Annotated in this window: 19 protein-coding genes; all 19 read left to right on the top strand. The window is 48.7% G+C overall.

The features are described from left to right. Nucleotides 1-4: 4 nt before the first annotated feature. The 19 genes from LACSTY_RS07915 (at nucleotide 5) to ftsY (ending at nucleotide 22,962) form a co-directional block, all read left to right on the top strand. Nucleotides 5-748: a Stp1/IreP family PP2C-type Ser/Thr phosphatase gene (locus LACSTY_RS07915; protein WP_047106281.1), complete on the top strand. Its 744-nt coding sequence runs from the start codon at nucleotides 5-7 to the stop codon at nucleotides 746-748. Continuing rightward, nucleotides 745-2,742: a Stk1 family PASTA domain-containing Ser/Thr kinase gene (gene pknB, locus LACSTY_RS07910; RefSeq protein WP_087912248.1), complete on the top strand. Its 1,998-nt coding sequence runs from the start codon at nucleotides 745-747 to the stop codon at nucleotides 2,740-2,742. Before LACSTY_RS07915 ends, pknB begins: the two co-directional genes overlap by 4 nt. Continuing rightward, nucleotides 2,739-3,644 (top strand): ribosome small subunit-dependent GTPase A, encoded by a 906-nt coding sequence (gene rsgA / locus LACSTY_RS07905; RefSeq protein WP_087912247.1) that lies wholly within the window; start codon nucleotides 2,739-2,741, stop codon nucleotides 3,642-3,644. Before pknB ends, rsgA begins: the two co-directional genes overlap by 4 nt. A gap of 180 nt (nucleotides 3,645-3,824) precedes the next feature. Then, nucleotides 3,825-4,475, top strand: coding sequence for a ribulose-phosphate 3-epimerase (gene rpe / locus LACSTY_RS07900; RefSeq protein ID WP_087912246.1), 651 nt, complete (start codon nucleotides 3,825-3,827; stop codon nucleotides 4,473-4,475). Next, on the top strand, nucleotides 4,472-5,140 hold the full coding sequence (locus LACSTY_RS07895) for a thiamine diphosphokinase (protein WP_087912245.1): 669 nt from the start codon (nucleotides 4,472-4,474) through the stop codon (nucleotides 5,138-5,140). The genes rpe and LACSTY_RS07895 overlap by 4 nt, the downstream gene beginning before the upstream one ends. A gap of 155 nt (nucleotides 5,141-5,295) precedes the next feature. Next, nucleotides 5,296-5,481 carry a 50S ribosomal protein L28 gene (gene rpmB, locus LACSTY_RS07890; RefSeq protein WP_010488015.1) on the top strand — a complete coding sequence of 62 codons (186 nt, stop codon included), beginning with the start codon at nucleotides 5,296-5,298 and terminating at the stop codon, nucleotides 5,479-5,481. Between the two features lie 222 nt (nucleotides 5,482-5,703). Beyond that, a complete protein-coding gene (locus LACSTY_RS07885) occupies nucleotides 5,704-6,066 on the top strand; it encodes an Asp23/Gls24 family envelope stress response protein (protein WP_010488017.1) in 363 nt (120 codons plus the stop codon). Nucleotides 6,067-6,125: 59 nt separating this feature from the next. Next, complete coding sequence (locus tag LACSTY_RS07880; protein WP_087912244.1) at nucleotides 6,126-7,802, top strand: DAK2 domain-containing protein; 1,677 nt, start codon at nucleotides 6,126-6,128, stop codon at nucleotides 7,800-7,802. 108 nt (nucleotides 7,803-7,910) lie between these two features. Continuing rightward, entirely contained in the window at nucleotides 7,911-9,950 is a 2,040-nt protein-coding gene (gene recG / locus LACSTY_RS07875) for an ATP-dependent DNA helicase RecG (RefSeq protein ID WP_087912243.1), read from the top strand. Between the two features lie 23 nt (nucleotides 9,951-9,973). Beyond that, entirely contained in the window at nucleotides 9,974-11,023 is a 1,050-nt protein-coding gene (gene plsX / locus LACSTY_RS07870) for a phosphate acyltransferase PlsX (RefSeq protein ID WP_087912242.1), read from the top strand. A gap of 30 nt (nucleotides 11,024-11,053) precedes the next feature. After that, entirely contained in the window at nucleotides 11,054-11,296 is a 243-nt protein-coding gene (gene acpP / locus LACSTY_RS07865) for an acyl carrier protein (protein ID WP_047106272.1), read from the top strand. 457 nt (nucleotides 11,297-11,753) lie between these two features. After that, nucleotides 11,754-12,776: an ABC transporter ATP-binding protein gene (locus LACSTY_RS07860; RefSeq protein WP_010488029.1), complete on the top strand. Its 1,023-nt coding sequence runs from the start codon at nucleotides 11,754-11,756 to the stop codon at nucleotides 12,774-12,776. Nucleotides 12,777-12,778: 2 nt separating this feature from the next. Next, nucleotides 12,779-13,732 (top strand): ABC transporter ATP-binding protein, encoded by a 954-nt coding sequence (locus LACSTY_RS07855; protein WP_010488031.1) that lies wholly within the window; start codon nucleotides 12,779-12,781, stop codon nucleotides 13,730-13,732. Further along, nucleotides 13,732-14,694 (top strand): oligopeptide ABC transporter permease, encoded by a 963-nt coding sequence (opp4B, locus tag LACSTY_RS07850; RefSeq protein WP_025012446.1) that lies wholly within the window; start codon nucleotides 13,732-13,734, stop codon nucleotides 14,692-14,694. The genes LACSTY_RS07855 and opp4B overlap by 1 nt, the downstream gene beginning before the upstream one ends. Before the next feature lie 16 nt (nucleotides 14,695-14,710). Continuing rightward, nucleotides 14,711-15,622 carry an ABC transporter permease gene (locus tag LACSTY_RS07845; protein WP_087912241.1) on the top strand — a complete coding sequence of 304 codons (912 nt, stop codon included), beginning with the start codon at nucleotides 14,711-14,713 and terminating at the stop codon, nucleotides 15,620-15,622. Between the two features lie 192 nt (nucleotides 15,623-15,814). Next, nucleotides 15,815-17,605 carry an oligopeptide ABC transporter substrate-binding protein gene (locus LACSTY_RS07840; protein ID WP_087912240.1) on the top strand — a complete coding sequence of 597 codons (1,791 nt, stop codon included), beginning with the start codon at nucleotides 15,815-15,817 and terminating at the stop codon, nucleotides 17,603-17,605. A 92-nt stretch (nucleotides 17,606-17,697) separates the two neighbouring features. Continuing rightward, nucleotides 17,698-18,393 carry a ribonuclease III gene (rnc, locus tag LACSTY_RS07835; RefSeq protein WP_010488038.1) on the top strand — a complete coding sequence of 232 codons (696 nt, stop codon included), beginning with the start codon at nucleotides 17,698-17,700 and terminating at the stop codon, nucleotides 18,391-18,393. Nucleotides 18,394-18,412: 19 nt separating this feature from the next. Then, nucleotides 18,413-21,967, top strand: coding sequence for a chromosome segregation protein SMC (gene smc, locus LACSTY_RS07830; protein WP_087912239.1), 3,555 nt, complete (start codon nucleotides 18,413-18,415; stop codon nucleotides 21,965-21,967). Continuing rightward, nucleotides 21,967-22,962 (top strand): signal recognition particle-docking protein FtsY, encoded by a 996-nt coding sequence (ftsY, locus tag LACSTY_RS07825; RefSeq protein WP_087912238.1) that lies wholly within the window; start codon nucleotides 21,967-21,969, stop codon nucleotides 22,960-22,962. Before smc ends, ftsY begins: the two co-directional genes overlap by 1 nt. Nucleotides 22,963-23,015 lie beyond the last annotated feature (53 nt).

The raw sequence follows: 23,015 nt of genomic DNA, 5'->3' as shown, positions 1-23,015 counted from the left end.
ATGTATGGAGTTTGCTTATCGCACGGACATCGGTCGGCGGCGACCAAATAATCAGGATTATGTCGGCATTTTCAAGAACAAATCCGACGCAACGTTTGCCTTAGTGGCTGATGGGATGGGTGGCCACCGCGGCGGCGATGTTGCCAGTGAAATGGCGGTCTCGCATCTTGGCTATGCGTTTGAAAAGACCGATACGGCGGAAATCGAGTCAATCGTGCGTTGGCTTATTTTTGAGTTGCAACAAGAAAATGACATGATTTTACAAAAAGCCAAGCAATACACTGATCTGTCTGGCATGGGAACAACCGTGGTGTCGGTCATTATCAGTGGCTCACGGTTTGTCGTGGCCAATATCGGTGATTCGCGCGGGTACCTTTATCGTAACGGACATCTGATTCAGATTACTGAGGATCATAGCTTGGTCAACGAGCTGGTGAAACATGGCGAACTGACGCCTGAAGAGGCCAAACGCTTTCCGCAACGGAATGTGATCACCCGTTCTTTAGGGGTCAGCAGCGATGTTGACGCTGACGTAACGATCTACGACATGGAGTATGATGATTACCTGCTGCTCTGTTCAGATGGCCTGACCAACATGGTTGACAACGAAAGCATTGCGGCGGTTTTACGCGAAGATATGCCAATTGGCAGCAAGGCCCAGGAGTTGATTCTTCAAGCCAACGCAGCTGGTGGCCCTGACAATATTAGCGCCTTGATCATTCATCAGGATCGGAGGGAACCGTCATGATCGAGCCGGGGACGATTTTAAATGAACGCTATAAGCTCATCAAAACATTAGGCGAAGGCGGCATGGCCAACGTCTATTTAGCGCACGATCTTATCCTCGATCGTGACGTTGCGGTCAAGGTTTTGCGACTTGATTTACAAAACGATCCTGACACGGTTCGGCGGTTTCAACGTGAAGCCATGGCGACCAGCGAATTGGTGCACCCTAATATCGTGTCGATTTATGATGTGGGTGAAAGCCATGGTCAGCAGTTTCTGGTCATGGAGTATGTTAAAGGCTCTGATTTAAAACATTATATCGTTGAGCATTTTCCGATTCCTTATCAGCGCGTTGTCGATATGATGGAGGAAATTCTGTCTGCGGTTCAAACGGCTCATGATCACAATATTATTCACCGCGATTTAAAACCGCAGAATATTTTGATTGATGCAAACGGGCATGCCAAAATTACTGATTTCGGGATTGCGGTCGCGCTATCGGAAAATTCCATGACGATGACCAATTCGTTATTGGGATCGGTTCATTATCTTTCCCCTGAGCAGGCTCGGGGGAGTATGCCCACGCGACAAAGCGACATTTATGCGCTCGGGATCATTCTTTTTGAAATGCTGACGGGGTCGGTTCCGTTTGAAGGCGATTCGGCAGTCTCGATTGCGTTGAAGCATTTTCAGGAAGAGGTTCCTTCAGTTCGGGCGTTTGATCCCCATATTCCGCAAGCTCTCGAGAATGTTGTCTTCAAAGCGACTGCAAAGAATCCTGCCAATCGGTATACCAGTGCAGAGGCCATGGCAAGCGATTTGAACACTGCATTGAGTCCTGCCCGAGCGCATGAAGCCAAGTACGTGGTTCCTAAAGACGATTTGGATGAAACGCGAGTTGTGCCGATCGTTCCTAATGGCCCAACTCCACCGCACAATTCTGATGGCGGGGCGGATCAGCCTGCCAATCAATCTGCGCCTGAGAACCGCCCTAAAAAGAAGCGCCGCCGCTGGCTTATTGTGGCCATTAGTGCAGTCGTGGTTCTTTTGCTGCTGATCGGGATTGGCGTTGTGACGGCCAATCAAAAGGCAGACGTAACCGTACCCGATTTACGCGGCATGACAACCGCTCAAGCCAAAACCGCGCTTAAAAGTGCGCGGTTGAAGGTCGGAAAGTACCGCTATGCATACTCAACCAAGGTGGATAAGGATTTAGTCATCGATTCTGATCCTAAACGGCAAGTCAGCGTGAAAGAGTCGTCGAGCGTCAACCTGATTTTAAGTCGGGGACAACCGCGGATCACGCTGGATAATTATGTCGGGCAGGATTACAGCGATGCCAAGTCTGATCTGCAAAAACGGGGCGTGACTGTAAAAGAGAAGCTGATTAAAACAAACGAAGCGGCTGCAGGCAAGATTCTGTCTCAAAGTATTAAAGCCGGAACAAAAGTGATCGCCAGCAAGACAACCATCACGTTTGGCGTTGCCGAACCAATCAAAGTCAAAAAAGACAACACAACGTTTGCTTTACGTGATCTCACCGGTTACACGGAAAAGAGTTTACGCGACTACGCTAATGAAGTCGGCTTAAAGATTGTGATCAGTCAAAGTTACTCCGATACGGTCGATACTGGCATGGTGATTAGTCAGAACCCAGCTGCAGGGACACAGGTTCAATCTGGAGACACTGTCAATGTCACCATTTCCCAAGGCGCAGACCCTGATAAAGTCAAAACTGTTTCAAAAACTATTTCGATTCCGTACCAGGCACCATCTGCTGCTTCCGGTAGCGCGAGCGCGAGTGCCAGCGCAAGCAGCAGTGGCGTGACACCAAATGGCATTCAGGTCTTTATTGGTGATAAGACACACAATATCAGTGACATCAATAAAACATTCAATATCACGGCAGATGACCAAGTCACGATTACGTTGCAAGTTAGCAAGAAGTATCCCGGAAGCTACCGCGTTGTGCGGGATGGCACAGTGATTGCGCAGGAGGCAAATATTACCCAATGAGTGATGAATTAACCGGAAGAATCATTAAACAAATTAGTGGGTACTATGATATTGCGGCCGGTGAGACAGTTTATCGCACCCGTGGCCGTGGTAGTCTGCGCAATGACAACATCACGCCGCTGGTGGGTGACTTTGCGGTCTTTCAACCCGGCCACGGGGATGATGAAGGTTATCTTTTACGGATCTTGCCGCGGCAAAATGCGTTGGCACGCCCGCCAGTCGCTAATGTGGATCAGGCTTTACTGATTACCTCTGCCGTTGAACCGGACTTTTCCTTGAATTTATTGGATCGCTTTCTGGTTTATCTCGAAGGCCATGCGATTCACGCTGAAATTTATTTGACCAAAACCGATTTGACCCCTGCCAAGTTACTGGAAAAGATTCGAACATCATTGACAGGCTACCAAGCGATCGGCTACGCTGTTTTTGCGCCGGAGCATGTTTTTGATCAAGCGGTTTTGAAACAGGTTCAAGCTAGTTTTGCGGATAAATTGACGATTTTTACTGGCCAAACAGGATCAGGGAAATCGACTTTGATCAACCACTTGGTGCCGGGACTGGATTTGGCGACTGCGTCTATCAGTCGTGCATTGAATCGTGGGAGGCATACGACGCGGACAACGGATTTGTATCCGATTCATGGCGGGTTAGTGGCTGACACCCCAGGGTTTTCATCGCTTGGCCTGCTAGATGTGACCTTAGATGATTTACGCGACCGATTCCCTGAATTTGTTGCTTTGGCACCTAACTGTAAGTTTCGCGGGTGTCAACACGTTAGCGAGCCCCACTGTGCAGTCAAGGCAGCTTTGGCCGCTGGCAAGATCATGGCGAGTCGCTATGAAAATTATTTGCAGTTTCGCGAAGAATTAAGCGGTAAGCGCCCGGTTTATAAGAAAAAGTAATCGATCATGCGAGGACCGACTTTTAAGCGCGCGGTTCACGCTCACATTAACGCGCTCGCCAGCGCAGAAGCCTGCGTGTAAGGACCTTGGTCGCAATGGCCTAAGCCCGGGCCATCACGCCCAAGGCCACTTACACTCCGGCTTCTGACCGCGCTGGCTCGCGCTCACGGAGGGATTCCTATGAAAATTGCCCCATCAATTTTAAGTGCTGATTTTGCTCATTTAGCTCGCGATGTTGAAAGAGTCGAGAAAGCAGGGGCGGATTTGTTGCATGTGGATGTTATGGATGGCCACTTTGTCGGTAATCTGACGTTTGGTCCCTTGGTCATTCAGGCGTTGCGTCCGGTGACGAATCTGCCGCTGGAAGTGCATCTTATGGTGAGTGATCCGGGTGTTTGGGCACCGGAGTTTGCCGAGGCCGGTGCCGATACGATTTTGGTGCACGAAGAAGCAACCAGTCATCTTTATGGTGTCTTGCAACATATTCGCGCTGCCGGGGTTCGTGCCGGAGTGGTGGTGAATCCCGGTACTTCACTGAGCAGTCTGGATGAAGTGTTGCCCCTTGTCGACCAGGTTTTGGTGATGACGGTCAATCCCGGATTTGGTGGGCAGAAGTTCCTGACGCCAATGGTTGATAAGGTTGCGCGATTGCACAAAATTCGGCAGGAACGAGATTTACATTTTGCGATCGAAGTTGATGGTGGGATTAACGACCAGACAGTGAAGGCGGCCGCAGCAGCCGGCACCGATATCTTTGTGGCAGGTTCCTATGCGTTCGGCGCGCCAAATGTCGGTGACGCAATCACGGCACTGCGCGAGGCGGTCAAATGACAGACGTCAATATCATGGCTGGCGGACCGCATGAGAATCTCTCAGAGGACTGGCAACAGTTGGTCGGCGAATGGATCGGGGTTGATCGAGGCACCCTGCGATTGGTCAAAGCAGGTATTAAGCCAGTACTGGCAGTCGGCGATTTTGACTCATTAACAGCGAGTGAATTTCAATTAGTTCGTGAGCACGTTCAAAAGATTGAACAGGTTCCGTCGGCAAAAGACGATACGGATACCGAACTGGCGGTGAAGGCGGCCTTAACGGACTTTTCCGCAGACAAAGTGACACTGATCGGGGCAACTGGCGGCCGACTGGATCATTTTTTGTCCAACCTGTTTTTGCCGCTTCAGCCGCGTTTTCTTGATGACATTGAACGGATTCATCTTCTAGACGAGCAAAATCGCGTCGATTATTACGGTCCGGGAAAACACGAAATTCAGCCGTTATCGGGTTATCGCTACGTGGCGGTTATTAATTTAACGCCCGTGACGGCTTTGACGATCATTGGTGCCAAGTATCCTCTGAAAGCGTGGGACGGTGCGTTTCCTTACGCGTGGGCGTCAAACGAATTCATTGGAAACGAACCGTTTACGGTCAGTTGGACAGCAGGCCAAGTTGCGATCATTTACAGCCGCGATCGTATCGGTCAAAAAGTCGACAACTAGCTACCAAATGACAGTCAGTGTGTAATCATTGTCGCGGCCAATCGAGGCTGTCAAGTAATTTTACTTTGCAAAACTTCTTGCATTCGCCGCGGGGCTATGATAAGTTAGTTGAGTGAAAAATTCGAGGGTGACCTTGAAAAAAAGGAGGTCATATTGTGGCTAAAGATGTTATTACAGGTCGTCATACCACGTTTGGCAACAAGCGTTCACACGCTTTGAATTCAAGCCGGCGCACATGGAAAGCCAACCTGCACAAGGTTCGTATCCTTGTTGATGGTAAACCAAAGCGGGTATGGGTTTCTGCACGTGCCCTTAAATCAGGTAAACTGACCCGGGTTTGATACCATAAATACAAAAAGATCCTGACAATGAATGTGATGTATCCATCATTGTCAGGATCTTTTTGCTTCTTCAGCGCGGGCGTCGAAGCATCCGTCAGTACGATGGCCTAGGCAGGAATCCACAAGCGGTGGCGCTTTTAATGCTTTCGTGCCTATGCTACACTAACTGGTAGAATTGTACGCGGTGTGAAAGCGCATCGTGAATGGCTAGGAGGATTCAGCATGGCGGTCAAAATCAAAACCAAGTATGGGATTATCGACATTTCCAACAATGTCATTGCAACAGTGGTTGGTGGTGCCGCGACATCGATTTACGGGATTGTCGGGATGGCAAGCCGTAACCAGATTCGGGATAATCTCAATGACATTTTGAAGCGTGAAAATTATGCGCGCGGTGTTGTGGTACGCCAAACTGACAATGGCGTCAAGATTGAAGTCAACATCATTGTCAGTTATGGTACCAAAATATCCGAAGTTTGCCGAAATGTCCAAGACAAAGTAAAATACAACCTCGAAACGATGTTGGGGGTCACAACCGACGAAGTGACCGTCATCGTCCAGGGCGTCAAGGTATTAGGCGACTGACATTAAGGCACTGTCAGCTGACGGTGTAACGATATTAAGTTCTTCGAGGAGGATGTTTCGTGGCAGTAACCGAAATAACGGCGACTAAATTCCAGGACATGATCCGGGTAGCCGCACATCGCATCAATAAAAATGCTGATTTTGTGAATTCATTAAATGTTTTTCCGGTGCCTGATGGCGATACCGGAACCAATATGAATCTGACGTTTCAAACCGGTGCCAAGGCAGTGTTGGAATCTAACGATGCTGGCGTTGGCGATCTGGCCAAGCACTTAGGCAAGGGCCTGTTGATGGGCGCCCGGGGTAATTCGGGGGTTATCAGTTCCCAGCTTTTTCGTGGCTTTGCCAAGAGCGTAGAAGGTAAGAAGAGTCTGACCGCTCAGGATTTGGCTGACGCGTTTGCTCATGGCGTCGAGACGGCGTATAAAGCGGTAATGAAGCCGGTTGAAGGCACGATCCTGACTGTTGCCCGTGAAGCCGCCAAAGCCGGCTTAAAAGCGGCTAATGGCTCAGATGACGCTTTGGTCGTTATGACGGCCGTTGTTAAGGGTGCTAAACGTGCATTAGCCAAGACGCCGGATCTGCTGGCTGTTTTGAAAGAAGTCGGTGTGGTTGATTCAGGCGGTCAAGGACTGGTCTTTATCTATGAAGGATTTCGTGAAGGCTTATCCGGTGAAGTCAGTTCGGATGTTCATGATGTCACAGACGAAGAAATGACCGAAATGATCAACGCCGTCCACCACCAGAGCGCCCAGACCCAACTGGATCCGGCCGACATTGTTTATGGTTATTGTACCGAAATGATGGTTGAACTCGAAACCGGCGATCATTTCAAGCACTTTGATTATGAACCGTTTCGTAACTATTTGAATACCCTTGGCGACTCGACATTGGTGGTTGCTGATGAAGAAGTGGTCAAAGTCCACGTTCACACTGAACATCCTGGCACGGTTTTTCGTTACGGCCAGCAATTCGGTGAGCTTATGAAAATCAAAGTCGATAACATGCGCTTGCAACAGGAAAGCATTATCGAACGGGAAGGCTCTCTAGATGCTCATGCCAATGACCAACCACTAGCTGAGATGGGTGTTGTTGCCATCGCTGCCGGTGAGGGACTCGGCGAGCTATTCAAGAGTCTGGGCGTGACTTATGTGCTAAACGGCGGGCAAACCATGAATCCAAGTACCAATGATATTTTGGATGCTGTGAAGGCCGCTCACGCCAAGCATGTGATCGTCTTACCAAATAACGGCAATATTTTCATGGCGGCAGAAGCTGCTGCTAAGGCCGCAACTGACGTAGAAGTCGCTGTCGTGAAAAGCAAGACCATCAATCAAGGCATGACCGCTATGCTTGGGTATAATCCAGACGCCGATTTGGCTACCAATCAAAGCGAAATGACCGCCCAACTACCGAATGTGATTAGCGGTTCTATTACGCAAGCAATTCGCGATACCACCATTAATGGACTGGCTATCAAAAATCACGATTGGATGGGGATCATTGACGGCACGATTAGCGTCACTGATCAGGATCGCCAACAAGCAGCGATTGCCATGGTAAACAGGATGATCAATGACGACAGCGAAATTGTCACGATCATTGTGGGCGCCGATGCTAATCAAGGCGAAGCTAAGAAAATCGCGGATGCAGTTGGCAAAGCGCATCCGGATCTGGAATTTGAAATTCACCAAGGCGATCAGCCGGTTTATCCTTATCTTGTCTCAGTCGAGTAAACAAGTTGCTTTACTGCCAAGGTGTCCCGCATGCGGGGCACTTTTTTGCGACATGAAAGGCTAAGCACAGTTTGTCGTTTACCATCTTATTGCGAAGGAGGGATGATGATGGCGCTCACGGACCCGGTTAGCGTTTTACCCGGTGTTGGTCCTAAGCGTGAAGAAGGCTTGGCCAGTTTAGGCATTCATACGGTCGGTGATGTTCTGTTTTATTTTCCATATCGCTATGATGACCTTAAAGTTAAAGACCTTGCTGAAGCAGCCGATCAAGAAAAGCTGACGATCAAAGGCGTCGTGGTTGCCGATCCGGTTATTAGCCGTTTTGGGCCGCATCGCAGCCGGGTGAATGTCAAGCTGCAGGTCGAACGCAGCGTCATTCTGGTCACTTTCTTCAATCAACCGTGGTTAAAAGATCGCTTTCAGATGGGCGATGAAGCAGCAATTTTTGGCAAGTGGGATGCCCAGCGCCGCAGTTTGACTGGGATGAAAATTCTGGCCACCCAGTCACAGGATCAGCCGTCCATGGCAGCGATTTATACTGTGAATAAAAACATCCGGATGGGTACGTTACTTGACCTGATTAAGGCGGCGTGGGCGCGTGATCATCAGCATATCCATGATCTGATCCCTGCTAGCATTCGTGAGCATTATCGGTTAATGACGGACGAACAGCTGGTCCATGGGATGCATTTTCCCGACACGCCGCAAGAAGCCAAGGCAGCGCGCCGAACCGGTGTTTTTCGCGAGTTTTTCCTGTTTCAACTGCAAATACAAGCGCTGAAACAGCTTAATACCAACAGTAGCAACGGCCTTGCTATTCCGTACGACAATCAGGCGTTGCGCGCACTGATTGCGACGCTGCCGTTTTCATTGACCAATGCGCAAAAGCGGGTTGTGAATGAGATCTGTGCGGACATGCGCCGGCCCAATCATATGAATCGCCTGTTGCAAGGTGATGTGGGCAGCGGGAAAACGATTGTTGCAGCGATTGTCTTGTATGCGGCGGTCACAGCCGGCTATCAGGCTGCCTTGATGGTGCCGACAGAAGTGCTGGCGGAGCAACATTTTGCTAAGCTGCAAAAACTTTTCGCCAATTTTCCGGTTAAGCTGGGGCTCTTGACGGGATCCACAACCGCGAAGAGGCGGCGTGAACTGCTGACCGACCTGCGAATGGGCACACTTAATTTGATCATCGGGACCCATGCGCTGATTCAAAAAGGCGTCGATTTTAAAGCCTTGGGGTTGGTGGTTATCGATGAGCAGCATCGCTTTGGGGTCAATCAACGCAAGGTGCTTCAGGAAAAAGGGCAGAAACCAGATCTACTGTCCATGACCGCGACGCCGATTCCTAGAACGCTAGCGATTACGGCATACGGTGAAATGGATGTCTCCACCATTGATGAATTGCCGGCAGGGCGCAAGCCGATTACCACCACTTGGTTGCGCAAGAATCAAGTCGGTCAGGTTTATCGGCTGATTCGCAGTCAGGTGCAGGCAGGAAGTCAGGTGTTTGCCATTACCCCGCTGATTGCGGAATCGGAAAAGATCGACCTACAGAACGCCGAGCAGCTTTTTGCAGATATGCAAAAAGCGGTTGGCAATCTTGGGCAGGTTGCGTTGTTGCACGGCAAAATGAAGCCGGATGAAAAAGATCGAATCATGCGGGCGTTTAGTCAGGGTGACATTGCGGTGCTGGTTTCGACGACGGTGGTTGAAGTTGGGGTGGACGTCCCCAATGCGACGGTGATGGCCATTTTCGATGCTGATCGCTTCGGCCTATCGCAACTTCACCAGCTCCGCGGCCGGGTGGGTCGTGGCAGCAAAGCAGCGCAGTGTTTGTTGATTGCTGATCCTAAAAATGAGCAAGGAGTCGCGCGCATGCAAATCATGACCAAAACCAATGACGGCTTCTTGTTAGCCCAAAAAGATTTGGAAATGCGCGGTTCGGGTGATATTTTTGGAGATAAGCAGTCAGGACTGCCAGAATTTAAAGTGGCCGATCCTGTCGGGGATTTTCCAACTCTGGAAGCTGCCCAACAGATTGTGGCCCGGATTTTTAAAACTGATCCGCACTTGCTGGAACCTGAGCATCAACCGCTAGCCGCTTATCTGGCTGCTAGTCGGCAGATGAACGGCAGTTTGGATTAAATGCGAAAGGAACGAAGAATTTTATGAAAATTGCAATTGATGCAATGGGCGGTGACCACGCTCCGGAAGTTGTGATTGCCGGAACGGAAAAGGCGCGCGACCATGACGCGGATTTAGAATTTATCCTCTATGGGGATGAAGCCAAAATCAAACCTTTGATTCATAATCAGGATCGGCTGACGATCGTGCACACGGCCGAAAAGATTAACAGTGACGATGAACCGGTTCGGGCGATTCGGCGTAAGAAACAGGCTTCGATGGTGTTGGCGGCGCAAGCAGTTAAACAAGGCGACGCGACCGCGATGGTTTCACTAGGCTCCACCGGGGCGTTATTGGCAGCCGGCTTATTCATTATCGGCCGGATCAAGGCCATTGAACGGCCGGGTTTGTTGCCAACGTTGCCGACTGTTGACGGCAAAGGCTTTGTGATGTTGGACGTTGGTGCCAATGCGGAAAACCGTCCGTATCATTTGTTACAATACGCAATCATGGGTAGCTACTATGCTAAAGACGTTCGCGGCGTTGACAATCCACGCGTGGGCTTGCTTAACAACGGCACAGAAGCAAACAAGGGCGACAAGTTGCATCAAGAAGCGCATGATCTTTTGTCTGCTGCTCCTGGGATTAACTTCGTGGGAAACGTCGAGTCCAGTGATATTCTCAATGGACCTGCCGATGTGGTCGTCACTGACGGCTTTACCGGCAACGCAACGTTAAAGGCAATTGAGGGTACTGTCCGCACTGTTATGCACATGTTAAAGGGTGCCATTTACGATGGCGGTGTTTCCGGCAAATTAGGTGGTCTGTTTTTGAAAAACAACCTCAAGTCGATGGCACAAACCTTCGATATTTCTTCATACGGTGGCGCGGTCTTGCTTGGGCTTAAAGCGCCGCTGGTCAAAGCTCACGGCGCGGCTGATGCTGACACGGTTTATTACACCTTGCTGCAGACAGCCAAAATGGTTAAAAATGGCACGGTAGCCAAAGTGGTGGATTATTTTGACGCTCACCCTGAAATTGCCGAAGCAAAAACCACTGATAAAGCCGTAGACAACGACGGCGGAAACAAGTAAACTAAATTGGCAGATGAATGGAGGAGCGGCATGAGTGAAGACGAAATTTATCAAAAGATCGCAGGCTTGATTCAGGACCATTTTCAGTTAAGTCCTGACAAAATCAGTCCAAGCTTGAATTTCAAGCAAGACCTTGATGCAGATTCGATTGACATTGTCGAATTTGTTTTGGAACTCGAAGATGCATTCGGCGCGGAAATTCCAGATGACGATGCGGAAAAGATCCAAACAGTTCAAGATGCGGTTGATTACATCAAAGCACATCAAAAATAGTGAATGCGTGAGCTGCCAGTGATGGCGGCTTTTTTATTTGTGAGCGCGAGCCGGCGCGGTTAGGAGCCGGAGTGTAAGTGGTCTTTGGAGTAATGGCATTGCGACCAAGATCCTTACATGCAGGCTCTTGCGCCGGGGAGCGCGTTATGGTGAGCGCGACTCACTTTCGTTTTTACGAGCCGCACGCAGACTATAAAGGACGTTTTCTTCAAACAAACCGAATTTTCTGATATGATCAGCTTGCAGCATCATGTTGAGGATGCTCGATTTTCCTTAAAGCTCGCCATCCTTGTGCACGAATCATTGATGGATTTATCCGTAAATTTCGCGCTTCAATGGCGTTGGGACGCATTTTTGGCTTGCATAACCACTATAATTTCTTTATACTTAGAGACAATTATTTCAAAAATCTCATCTTGTTTTAATCTTGCGTCAAGTACGCAAAGGAGGAGTTCGTTTGGATAAACCTGAAGATTTGCTGCTAGATGTGCAACATCTGCACACCGGATTCAGACTTGGAGATGCTTTTTATGATGCTGTCGATGATGTCAGCATCACGTTACGAAAAGATGAGATTCTGGCGATTGTAGGTGAATCAGGCTCCGGCAAGAGTACTTTGGCAACCAGTATTATTGGGCTTCATGATCCGCGTAATACAAAAGTGACCGGTGATATCTTGTATAACAATCTGAATCTGGTCGGGTTAAATGAAACCCTGTTTGATCGGATTCGGGGTAAGGATATTGGCATGATTTTCCAGGATCCGTTAGCTGCGTTGAATCCGTTGATGCGGATTGGCGAGCAAATTGAAGAGACGCTGGTTTACCATACCAAGATGAACAAGGAAGAACGCGATAAACGGGTGCTGGAACTGCTGAATCAAGTCGGCATTCCCAATCCCGAACGGACGGCACGTTCTTACCCGCATGAACTATCTGGCGGGATGCGGCAGCGGATTGTCATTGCGATTGCGATTGCCTGCAAACCACCGATTATCATTGCCGACGAACCAACTACCGCTTTGGATGTCACGATTCAGGCACAAATTCTGGATTTGTTGGAAGATATTCAACGGGAAATGCATTCCGGCATTATTTTAATTACCCATGATCTCGGCGTTGTGGCTGAAACCGCTGATCGCGTGGCGGTGATGTATGCGGGACAGATTGTCGAAAGTGGCTCGGTGATGGATGTCTTCAAACATCCGACCCACCCATATACCCGCAGTCTGTTGCGCTCGATGCCGCAAGCCGACTCCGATGATGACGAGTTACACGTCATCCAAGGCGTGGTGCCGTCATTGAAGAATATGCAGATGGAAGGCTGCCGATTTGCTCCCCGAATTCCATGGATTCCGGCATCTGCTCACGAAGAGCATCCGACCATGCATGAGGTCGCACCTGATCATTTTGTTCAGTGCACGTGCTACAAAGACTTCTATTTCCCGGATGACGACCAAGCGGCTGAAAAAGGTGAGTAATTATGGCAATGATTGAAGTTAGAAATCTAAAAATACATTATCCCATTCGTTCCGGCTTCTTTAATCGGGTGACGGATCATGTGCTGGCAGTCGATGGGATCGATTTTGACATTGAGCAAGGCGAAACATATGGCCTGATTGGCGAGTCCGGTTCAGGCAAATCGACAACCGGCAAAGCGATTGTTGGACTGGAACCAGTGACGTCCGGTTCGATCATGTACAAGGGTCAGGACATCACCAAGCGCAGCGTTCGCAAGCACATGCAGTACAACAAGGACGTGCAGATGATTTTCCAGGATTCGCTATCTAGCCTGAATCCCCGTAAGCGCATTGAAGATATCATTGCTGAGCCGATTCGTAATTTTCAGAACCTGACCAAAGACGAGGAGCGTCATCGTGTTCAGGAATTACTGGATATCGTTGGGATGCCGAGTGATGCTTTGTACAAGTATCCGCATGAATTTTCCGGCGGCCAGCGTCAGCGGATCGGGGTTGCCCGGGCCATGGCGACGAATCCTAAGTTGATTATCGCCGACGAACCCGTATCGGCACTGGATTTGTCCGTTCAAGCGCAAGTGCTGAACTTTATGAAACGCATTCAGGAAGAATACAACATTTCTTATCTGTTCATCTCACATGATCTGGGCGTTGTGAAACACATGTGTAAAAAGATGGCGATCATGCATCGTGGCCGTTTCGTTGAAATCGGAACGCGTGAAGATATTTATAATCATCCGCAACATATTTACACGCAACGGCTTTTATCCGCGATTCCTGATGTTAACCCCGATGATCGCGAGGAGAACAAAGAACATCGGCGCGAAGTCGAACGCGTTTTTAAAGAAGAAGAATCTAAATATTATTCCAAGGAAGGCCGCGTTTTGGATCTCCAGAAGATTTCCGATACACATTACGTTGCGCTGCCAGATTCAACGATGAAGGGAGTGCATGATTAATGTGGAAAACAATTCTACGCCGGATCTTAATCATGATCCCGCAATTGATTTTACTGAGTGTGCTGGTTTTCGTCCTGTCGAAAATGATGCCAGGGGATCCGTTATCCGGTAATTTTCAGCAAGGGCAAAGCGCAGCGCAGATGGCGGCCTTACGTCAACAATATGGCTTGAATGACCCGTGGTATATTCAATATGTCAAATGGGTTGGCAACATGTTCCATGGTGATTTGGGTCAGAGCTTCGTTTATAAACGGTCGGTAACTGGTCTGATCGGTGAACGGGCTGTGAACACATTCTGGCTGGCATTGATGTCAACGGTGATTCTCTATGTTATCGCCATTCCAGCCGGTGTGATTGCCGGCCGTTATGAAGGTAGTAAACGAGATTCTGCAATTTCGGTTGCATCCTTCATTTTGATGGCCGTACCACCATTTGTTTTCTATCTGTTAGGGCTCATTTTCTTCGGCTTCTTCTTACAATGGTTCCCAACCGGTGGGAGTGTGTCGTCAACGTATAATCCGGGAACACTGGGCTATGTCTGGGATCGGATCTATCACATGATTCTACCGGCGTTAGTCGCGGGGATTATCACGACGCCAAGTACGATTCAGTATCTGCGTACCGGGGTCATCGATAATACTCACCAAGACTTTGTTCGGACCGCTCGTTCTAAAGGTGTGCCGGCCCGCGTTATTTTTGATAAACATATTTTGCGTAATTCCTTATTGCCGATTGCAGCGTTCATGGGTAATCAAATTACCAGCCTGCTGGGCGGCTCCGTCATCTTGGAAACCGTCTTCAGTTATCCTGGAATGGGTCAACTCTTTGTTTCGTCGATGACCAGCCGTGATTATCCGGTGGTTATCTCGCTGGTGCTTTTGTTCGGCTTCCTGACGTTGCTTGGTAACTTACTGTCAGATATCATCATGAGTATCGTGGATCCGCGGATCCGGATCGAGTAGAAGGTGGGGAAAGTTTATGCAAAACAATGCAAATGAAGTGGCGGCTAACACCACAAAAATTGAACAATCACCTTCTAACTTCAAGGTGATTCTGAACGAATTCCGCAAAGACAAGGTTGCCGTGGTCTCGCTATTCTTAGCGGTAGCCATTATTCTAGCTGCGTTTATTGGCTCAATGCTGTTTAACGTTGGCGGTGCAACACAGGTTAGTATCATGGATCGTTATACGGCACCTGGTGTCAATGGGTATATTCTCGGAACCGATGAAGGTGGCCGGGATATGTTCAAATATTTGTTCTTTGCTGCCCGCAACTCAATTACTATCGGGATTTCCGTTGCTTTAATCATCGAGTTTGTTGGCGTCGTGCTTGGAACAATTTCTGGATATTTCGGTGGTTGGATCGATTCTGTGATCATGCGACTAGTTGACTTTTGGATGATTATTCCGTCGTTGCTAGTTATCATTGTGTTAGTCACCATCGTTCCGCAGTATAACGTTATTAGCATCATTTTGATTATGTCTGCTTTTTACTGGATGACCACGACTCGACTGATGCGCTCGTTAGTGCTATCGGAAGCGCGTAGTGAATACGTCATGGCCTCAAAAACATCAGGAACATCGAACTTCAAAATCATGTTTACCGGTGTTTTGCCAAATATAAGTTCATTGATTATCACCGACTTAACCTTGACGATTGCCAGTTCTATTGGGATTGAGACGGCACTTTCTTTCTTGGGCTTTGGGCTACCAATGGATACACCTAGTTTGGGGACCTTAATCGGTTACGCTTCAAATCCTGATTTGATCTTTGATCGTTGGTGGGTTTGGTTCCCTGCAGTGCTGGTCTTGCTGACACTGTCACTATCAATTAACTTTGTGGGCCAGGCTTTGCGGCGCGCGGCTGATTCACGGCAGCGGCGTGGTTAAGTTGATTTACTTTTTCTGAAATTTCATGAAGAGACACTCAGACAAAACTGGGTGGCTCTTTATTTTTGAAGAAAAAAAGAAAAATTTGTGGCGAAACATTGGTCATTTCGTTCTAATTATGCTATCATTTAACTCACATGAAGCGTTGCTTCGCTTACATATTGCGATGACGGCGCGGAAGGGGGAAAAAGTATGAAAAAGCGTTCTGTGCTCGGAATGATCACGCTCGCTACCGCTTTATCCATCACCTTGGTAGCCTGTGGCAGTAAGAGTTCGAACTCCAGCTCAAGTACATCTAATAAGGCTGTGAAATTACCGATCTCTTATAACAACACCAAAAAGGCAATTAAGGGTGGTACTCTTAATGTCGGTGTCGTTGACGACTCACCATTTAAGGGGGTTTTCAACGAAGAACTTTATACAGATGGATACGATGCTGATTATATGTATCCTGCGGCTGAAAGTCTTTTTGCTTACAACAGCACCTTTAAGTTCAACAACAAAGGTGCTGCCACATTGAAGCAAGACAATAATGCCAAAACAGTCACTGTAACGATTAAGCCAAATGTCAAGTGGTCGGATGGCCAACCGGTTGTTGCACGTGATTTGGTTTATGCATACGAGATCATTGCGAACAAAGCAACCAAGAGTCAACGTTATACTGAATCTCTCCAGAATATTGAAGGCTTAACCGAATACCATGAAGGCAAAGCCGATTCGATTTCTGGATTAACCATGCCTAAAGGTGATAATGGCGACACGCTGGTCATTCATTTCAAGGAAATGAAACCTTCGTTCAACACATCCGGCAATGGTTACTTCCTAGAAAGTGCCGCACCTTATCACTACTTGCATGATGTGGCTTTCGATAAGTTGGAATCAAGCGACAAGATTCGTAAGCATCCGCTCTTCTTTGGGCCATATCAGATGAGTAAGATTGTTGCAGGTCAAAGCGTTCAATATACACCAAATAAGTATTACTGGAATGGCAAGCCGAAGTTGGATAAGATCACCTTTGAAAACGTTTCTTCTGCTTCCAGTGCCTCGGCGCTTAAGAATCACAAGTACGATCTAGTTTATGAAATGCCGACGGATACTTGGAGCGACTGGAAGAGTGTCAAAGGCTATCAGAACTTAGGTCGCCAAGGTCTGATTTATACTTACATCGGCTTTAAGTTAGGTAAATGGGACGACAGTAAGAGCGAAAATGTTTATAATCCTAAGGCTAAGATGGCCAACAAGAGCCTGCGTCAAGCCATGGGTTATGCCCTCAACAATGACGAGGTTGCTGCCAAGTTCTACAATGGCACCCGTTCTCGTGCGACAACATTGATTCCTCCTATCTTTGGTAAAGCTCATGCTGACTTAAAGGGTTATGATCTTAATATCAAGAAGGCTAATAGCTTACTTGACAAGGCTGGCTACAAGAAAGGCAAAGATGGTTATCGGACTGATCCAAATGGTAAGAAGTTGACCATTAACTTTGCTACCATGGCTGGCGGTTCAACGGCTACACCGTTGGCTCAAGATTATGTTCAGCAATGGAAGAAGATCGGCTTGCGTGTCAAGCTGACAACTGGTCGGCCAATGGAATTCAATTCCTTCTACGATAAGGTTCAGAAGGATGATAAGAGCGTTGATGTTTATCAAGCTGCATGGCAGTTGTCATCTGACCCATCTCCAATGGATCTGTATTCACAAAAGGCACCATTTAACTACACGCGTTTCGTTTCGGACAAGAACACGCAATTGTTAAATGACATTGATGGCTCAAAGGCAATGAATCAGAGTTATCGGAACAAGGCCTTCCGGGCATGGCAAGAATACGCCCAAGATGAAGCCTTCGTTATCCCAACTCTGTATCGCCAGCAAATCTTCCCGGTTAACAAACGTGTGAAGAATGCTAGCGTTGACTATGCTTCGGCTAACAACCTGAACTGGGCAAAGATTGCTGTTACCAGCACCAGCACAGCGAAGAACTAGTCAAAGTACCTCGAAAAAGGCATCTGCAATCGCAGGTGTCTTTTTTGGTGTGCTCTTGTATAATTAGAAGGTGATAAAAAGGAGGGCTCTTCATGGTTGCCTCAGAGTTTGTGAGTGAATTGCGTCAGCGTTATGGGATTGAATTTCACGATCTCAGTCTATTGGATGAAGCCTTCACGCATTCCTCGTATGTTAATGAACACAAAGAATTAGGGTTAAAAGATAACGAGCGACTTGAATTTCTTGGTGACGCGGTGCTTGAACTGACCGTTTCTGACTATCTGTATCGTAAGTTTCCGGACAAGCCGGAAGGTGATTTGACCCGTATCCGTGCTGCCGCGGTTCAAACTGCAGCCTTTTCGGCGTTTTCAAAAGAGGCGCATTTTGATCGCTATATTAAGCTGGGAAAAGGTGAAGAAAAAGCCGGTGCCCGCAAGCGATTGACGTTGCTGGAAGACTTGTTTGAAGCATTTAACGGTGCCTTGTACTTGGATCAAGGCCGTAAAGCCAATATCAAATTTGCCGAACAGATCATTTTTCCTAAGATTGATGCCGGTGAGTTTTCGGCTAACCAGGATCATAAGACTGCATTACAGGAAACCCTGCAGCAAAATGGTGATGTGGCGATTGTGTATCACCTCCTGGATGAAAAAGGTCCTGCTCATGAACGCCAATTTCACGTTGATGTTGAAGTTGAAGGTCGGGTATTAGGGACCGGGTTCGGTAAAAATAAAAAAGCGGCTGAACAAGCTGCAGCCAAGGCGGCTTTAGCCCGCTTGAAAAAGTAAGAACTAGAATGGGGTCATCATGGAATTAAAGCGTTTGATCATTAATGGCTTCAAATCATTTGCAGATAAAACCGAAATTGATTTTGTATCCGGTCTGACTGGGATTGTTGGGCCAAATGGTAGTGGAAAAAGTAACATCACCGAGGCGATTCGCTGGGCATTAGGCGAGCAAAGTGCCAAAAGCCTGCGCGGCGAGCGAATGGGTGATGTTATCTTTGCAGGTACGGACAGCCGACCTGCTTTGAATCGTGCGGCGGTTACCATGACCTTCGACAACAGCGATGGTTATCTCAAAAATCAGCCAGCCGAAGTTTCGGTGACGCGCCGATTGTATCGCGATGGCACCTCGGAATTTCTGCTCAATAATCAAGATGTTCGATTGAAGGACATTGTCGATCTGTTCATGGATTCCGGCTTGGGGCGTGAGAGTTTTTCGTTTATCTCGCAAGGCCGGGTTGAAGCGATTTTTAATAGCAAACCAGAAGAACGCCGGGGCATCATCGAAGAAGCCGCTGGCGTTTATAAATATAAGCAACAGAAAACCAAAGCCGAGCGCGAGTTGGCTAACAATGACGACAACCTAGCGCGGATTAACGATATTATTGTCGAGTTGAAGCATCAGGTTGAACCACTGCGGGAGCAAGCTTCACTGGCCAAGGATTATCAGCAGCAAACCGCGGACTATAAAAAGATTCACCAAACACTTTTGGCACTGGAAATCGAACAGCTAGCGGCGGAGCAGGAGAAGACGCAAGGTGAAGCCAAAGTGACCAAGGCGACCATTGCGGCGCTGACGGCAAAGGTTAAGGATCTGGAAAATCAGTCTGAACAGTTGAGTGCGGTGGATCATCAGCATGAAGAACGGTTGAACCAGCTGAATGACCAAGTCTTGAGTCGTTCGATGAAACTGGAAAATCTCAGCGGTGAAGCGAACCTCTCTAGCGAACGCTCAGCCAACGCGGCGACAACCTTGGCTGATTTAAAAGATCGGTTGACCCACGCTCAGCAGGCGCTAACAGAGGCAAATCAGCGACTGGCCGACTTAACCAAGCAGCTTGATGCCTCCCAGAAAAAACAGCAAGACCTCAAGGAACAGTTGGCCCAACAAAAGCAAGCTAGCCAAGACCCGGCTGCTTTAAATCGTCAGTTGGAGTCTGTTCAGAATCACTACATTGATTTGTTGAAAGCCCAAGCTGACAATAAAAATGCTCAGGCTGCCTTACAAAAAGACCAGCAACTTGCGGCGAGTCAAAACGCGGCGCACGATCGGCGAATCTATGAACTGAGCAAGCAGGCGCAGGACCAGGAGGCCAAGGTCAATACGCTGTTAAGCCAGCAGCAAAAGTTACAGGCCAAAGCCGAAACGCAACAAACTGTCGTTGAAGAAGCTAAAACCAAGTTGAATCAGCTGCAACAAAACCGCACTGCCCAGCAACAAACTTATCAAGACGAAATGGCGACTTATCAACGCGCACGCGCACGGTATGAGACGCTTTCTGAATTGAATGAAGACTATGCGGGCTTTTATAACGGCGTTCGGGTTGTGCTGAAGCATAAAGCAACCTTGCCGGGTGTGATTGGTGCGGTGGCTGAATTGTTGGAAGTACCGACCGCTTACCAGCAAGCGTTTGATTTGGCGTTAGGTAGCAATCTACAGGCCATTGTCACCCGCGATGAAGCAGCAGCCCAACGTGCCATCAGCCTGTTAAAGCAACAGCGAGCCGGTCGGGCGACTTTTCTACCTGCTGCTGTGATGCGGCCACGTGAGCTGCCGAGTGCGGTTTTGCAACTGGTCAAAGGTGCGGACGGCTTTTTAGGCACAGGGCTGCAGCTTGCCCAATATCCGGCTGATCTAAAGTCCGTGATGGCTAATCTGCTAGGGAGTGTCTTGATTGTCGATACCCTGCCGCACGCGATTACCATTGCCAACACCACTCATCACCGTTATCGTATTGTAACGACGGCTGGGGATATTTTGAATCCAGGTGGCTCACTGACAGGCGGCCAGGTCAAGCAAGGCCGGCAAGCTTCACCGCTGGCACGCAATCAGGAAGCCCGCCATCTAAAGACCCAACTGCAGGAATTAGTCGAAGATCTCAAAAAGAAGCAAACTGACTTGACCGAATTGACCAAGCAGGAGAACACCGCCCAAACCGCCTGGCAAGACGCTCAGGCGCAGTCTCAGGCGTTAGCAGCCGATCTAACGGCCATTACCAGTCAGCACACTGCACAGGCAGAGACGCTACGGCAGGCGCAGCGACAGTTGGCTGCCGCACAACAGGCTAATACGGCTCAGGCTGATTTAAGTACCAAAATGACCGAGCTTCATCAAGCGGGCAAAAAAATTGCTCGTGACATCGAAGACGCCCAGACAGAAATCGAACAACTGAAAGCTGCCGCTGCCGCTGCGGCCGATTCCCGGTCGAAGCAAGCAACAGCCGAAAATGCGTTGAAGACGAAGCTGGCAGTGGTGACCAATGACTTGCAGACACTGCATGATCAGCATCAGCAATGGCAAACGCAGGCGAGGGATGCAACCGAACAAATCACGGAACTTCAGCAACGCATTGAGCACATTACCGCAACGGCTAAGGAAACGGCGGCAGAAAAAGCCAGTCGTACGGCCACAATTGCCAAGTTGCAAGAGGAACTGAAGCAACTGAAAGCCGAGCAAACCAAAGTCACCCAAACCAAGGCAGCCAATCGCGGCAAATTAAGCGAGATTTCTGCCAGGATTACAACGACCTATGAACAACAGCATCAGGCCATGGCTACCTCCGAACAACAGGCGGTGGCACTTAACCGGGTGAAGTTGGGCTTGGATGCTCGCCTGAACACGTTAGCCGAGGATTATCAGCTCACTTACGAAGCGGCCAAAGCTGCCGTGGTGCCGGATCACGCACCGATTCCTGAATTAAAGAGCAAGTTGAAGCTTTTGAAACGCGGCATTGATGAATTGGGGCCGGTTAATCTGAATGCGATCGAGCAGTTCAAAGAGGTCAATCAGCGCTACGAGTTTCTCACCAAGCAGCAAGACGATCTTTTGGCGGCTAAACAGCAGCTTGAAGAGACGATGCACGAATTGGATGAAACCGTCAAAACACGATTCAAAAATATGTTTGACCAGACGAATAGTGCGTTTGAAGCGATTTTCCCGCAAATGTTTGGCGGTGGGCATGCCCATCTCAGCTTGACCGATCCTGACGATCTGTTGGCAACCGGGATCGAGATTTCCGCACAACCGCCTGGTAAGAAGCTGACGCGATTGTCATTGCTGTCAGGTGGCGAACGGGCGTTAACCGCGATTGTGTTGCTTTTCGCGATTCTAAAAGTCCGTCCGGTGCCATTTTCGATTTTGGATGAAGTTGAGGCGTCACTAGATGATGTCAACGTTAACCGGTTTGGCGAGTTCTTACGCCATTATGCCAGCGCGACCCAATTTATCGTGATCACGCACCGTCACGGCACGATGGTTGCGGCCAATGTCTTGTACGGCGTGACCATGCAGGAATCCGGTGTGAGTCGGATTATGGCAGTCAGTCTGGATCAATCACAGAAAGAGGCGACAAGTTAATGGGACTTTTTGATGCGATTAAAAAGGCGTTCACCGGGGATGAACCGGAAACGCCTGAAGAAAATAAATATGATGAAGGTCTGAAAAAAAGCCGCAGCAGTTTTGGCGAAAAGCTTAATGCGTTATTTGCCAATTTTCGGACGGTGGATGAAGACTTTTTCGATGACCTTGAAGAGATGCTTATCGAATCCGATGTCGGGTTTGAAACAGCGGTTCGGTTGAGCGATGAATTGCGCGAAGAAGTTAAGCTTAAAAATGCGAAGGATCCCAAGGCCGTTTCGCGAGTCATCGTTGAGAAGCTGGTAGATATGTATGGTGAGGCCGGCAAAGGTGAAGATAACCAGCTCCACTTTGCCGAAGAAGGGCCAACTGTCTTTCTGTTTGTGGGCGTTAATGGCGCCGGCAAAACGACCACTGTTGGCAAGCTAGCGCATCAGCTCAAAGAAGAAGGCAAGCGCGTCTTGCTAGTGGCAGCCGATACCTTCCGTGCGGGCGCTATTCAGCAATTGCAAGAATGGGGCCGCCGCGTTGATGTGCCGGTGGTGGCCACGAAAGAAGGCGGCGATCCCGCAGCCGTTGTTTTTGACGGCGTTAAGCGGGCAAAAGAAGAAGGCTACGATGTGGTGTTGGTCGACACCGCTGGCCGCTTGCAAAACAAAGTCAACTTGATGAATGAGTTAAACAAGATTAAACGCGTGATCGTCCGTGAATTGCCGGATGCGCCGCAAGAAGTCTTGTTAGTGCTGGATGCCACGACCGGCCAGAATGCACTGAATCAGGCGAAAGAGTTTAACCAGACGACCCAAATTACCGGCATCGTGCTAACCAAGCTGGACGGTTCTGGCAAAGGCGGCATCGTCTTGGCAATCCGCAATGAGCTGCATGTACCGGTCAAGTTAGTGGGGCTGGGCGAAAAAATGGATGACTTGCAGGCATTTGATCCGACGAAGTTTGTGACCGGCTTGTTTAAGGGCTTGATTGAAGTCAAAGCCTAAGTCAAGGCAATAAATGAAAAGAAAAAAGCGTTGCACCTGTTCGTTCCAGTGCA

Source organism: Lacticaseibacillus styriensis, assembly GCF_030770295.1.
In the GTDB taxonomy this organism is placed as follows: Bacteria; Bacillota; Bacilli; order Lactobacillales; family Lactobacillaceae; genus Lacticaseibacillus; species Lacticaseibacillus casei.
This window is presented reverse-complemented; position numbering and strand designations above follow the sequence as displayed.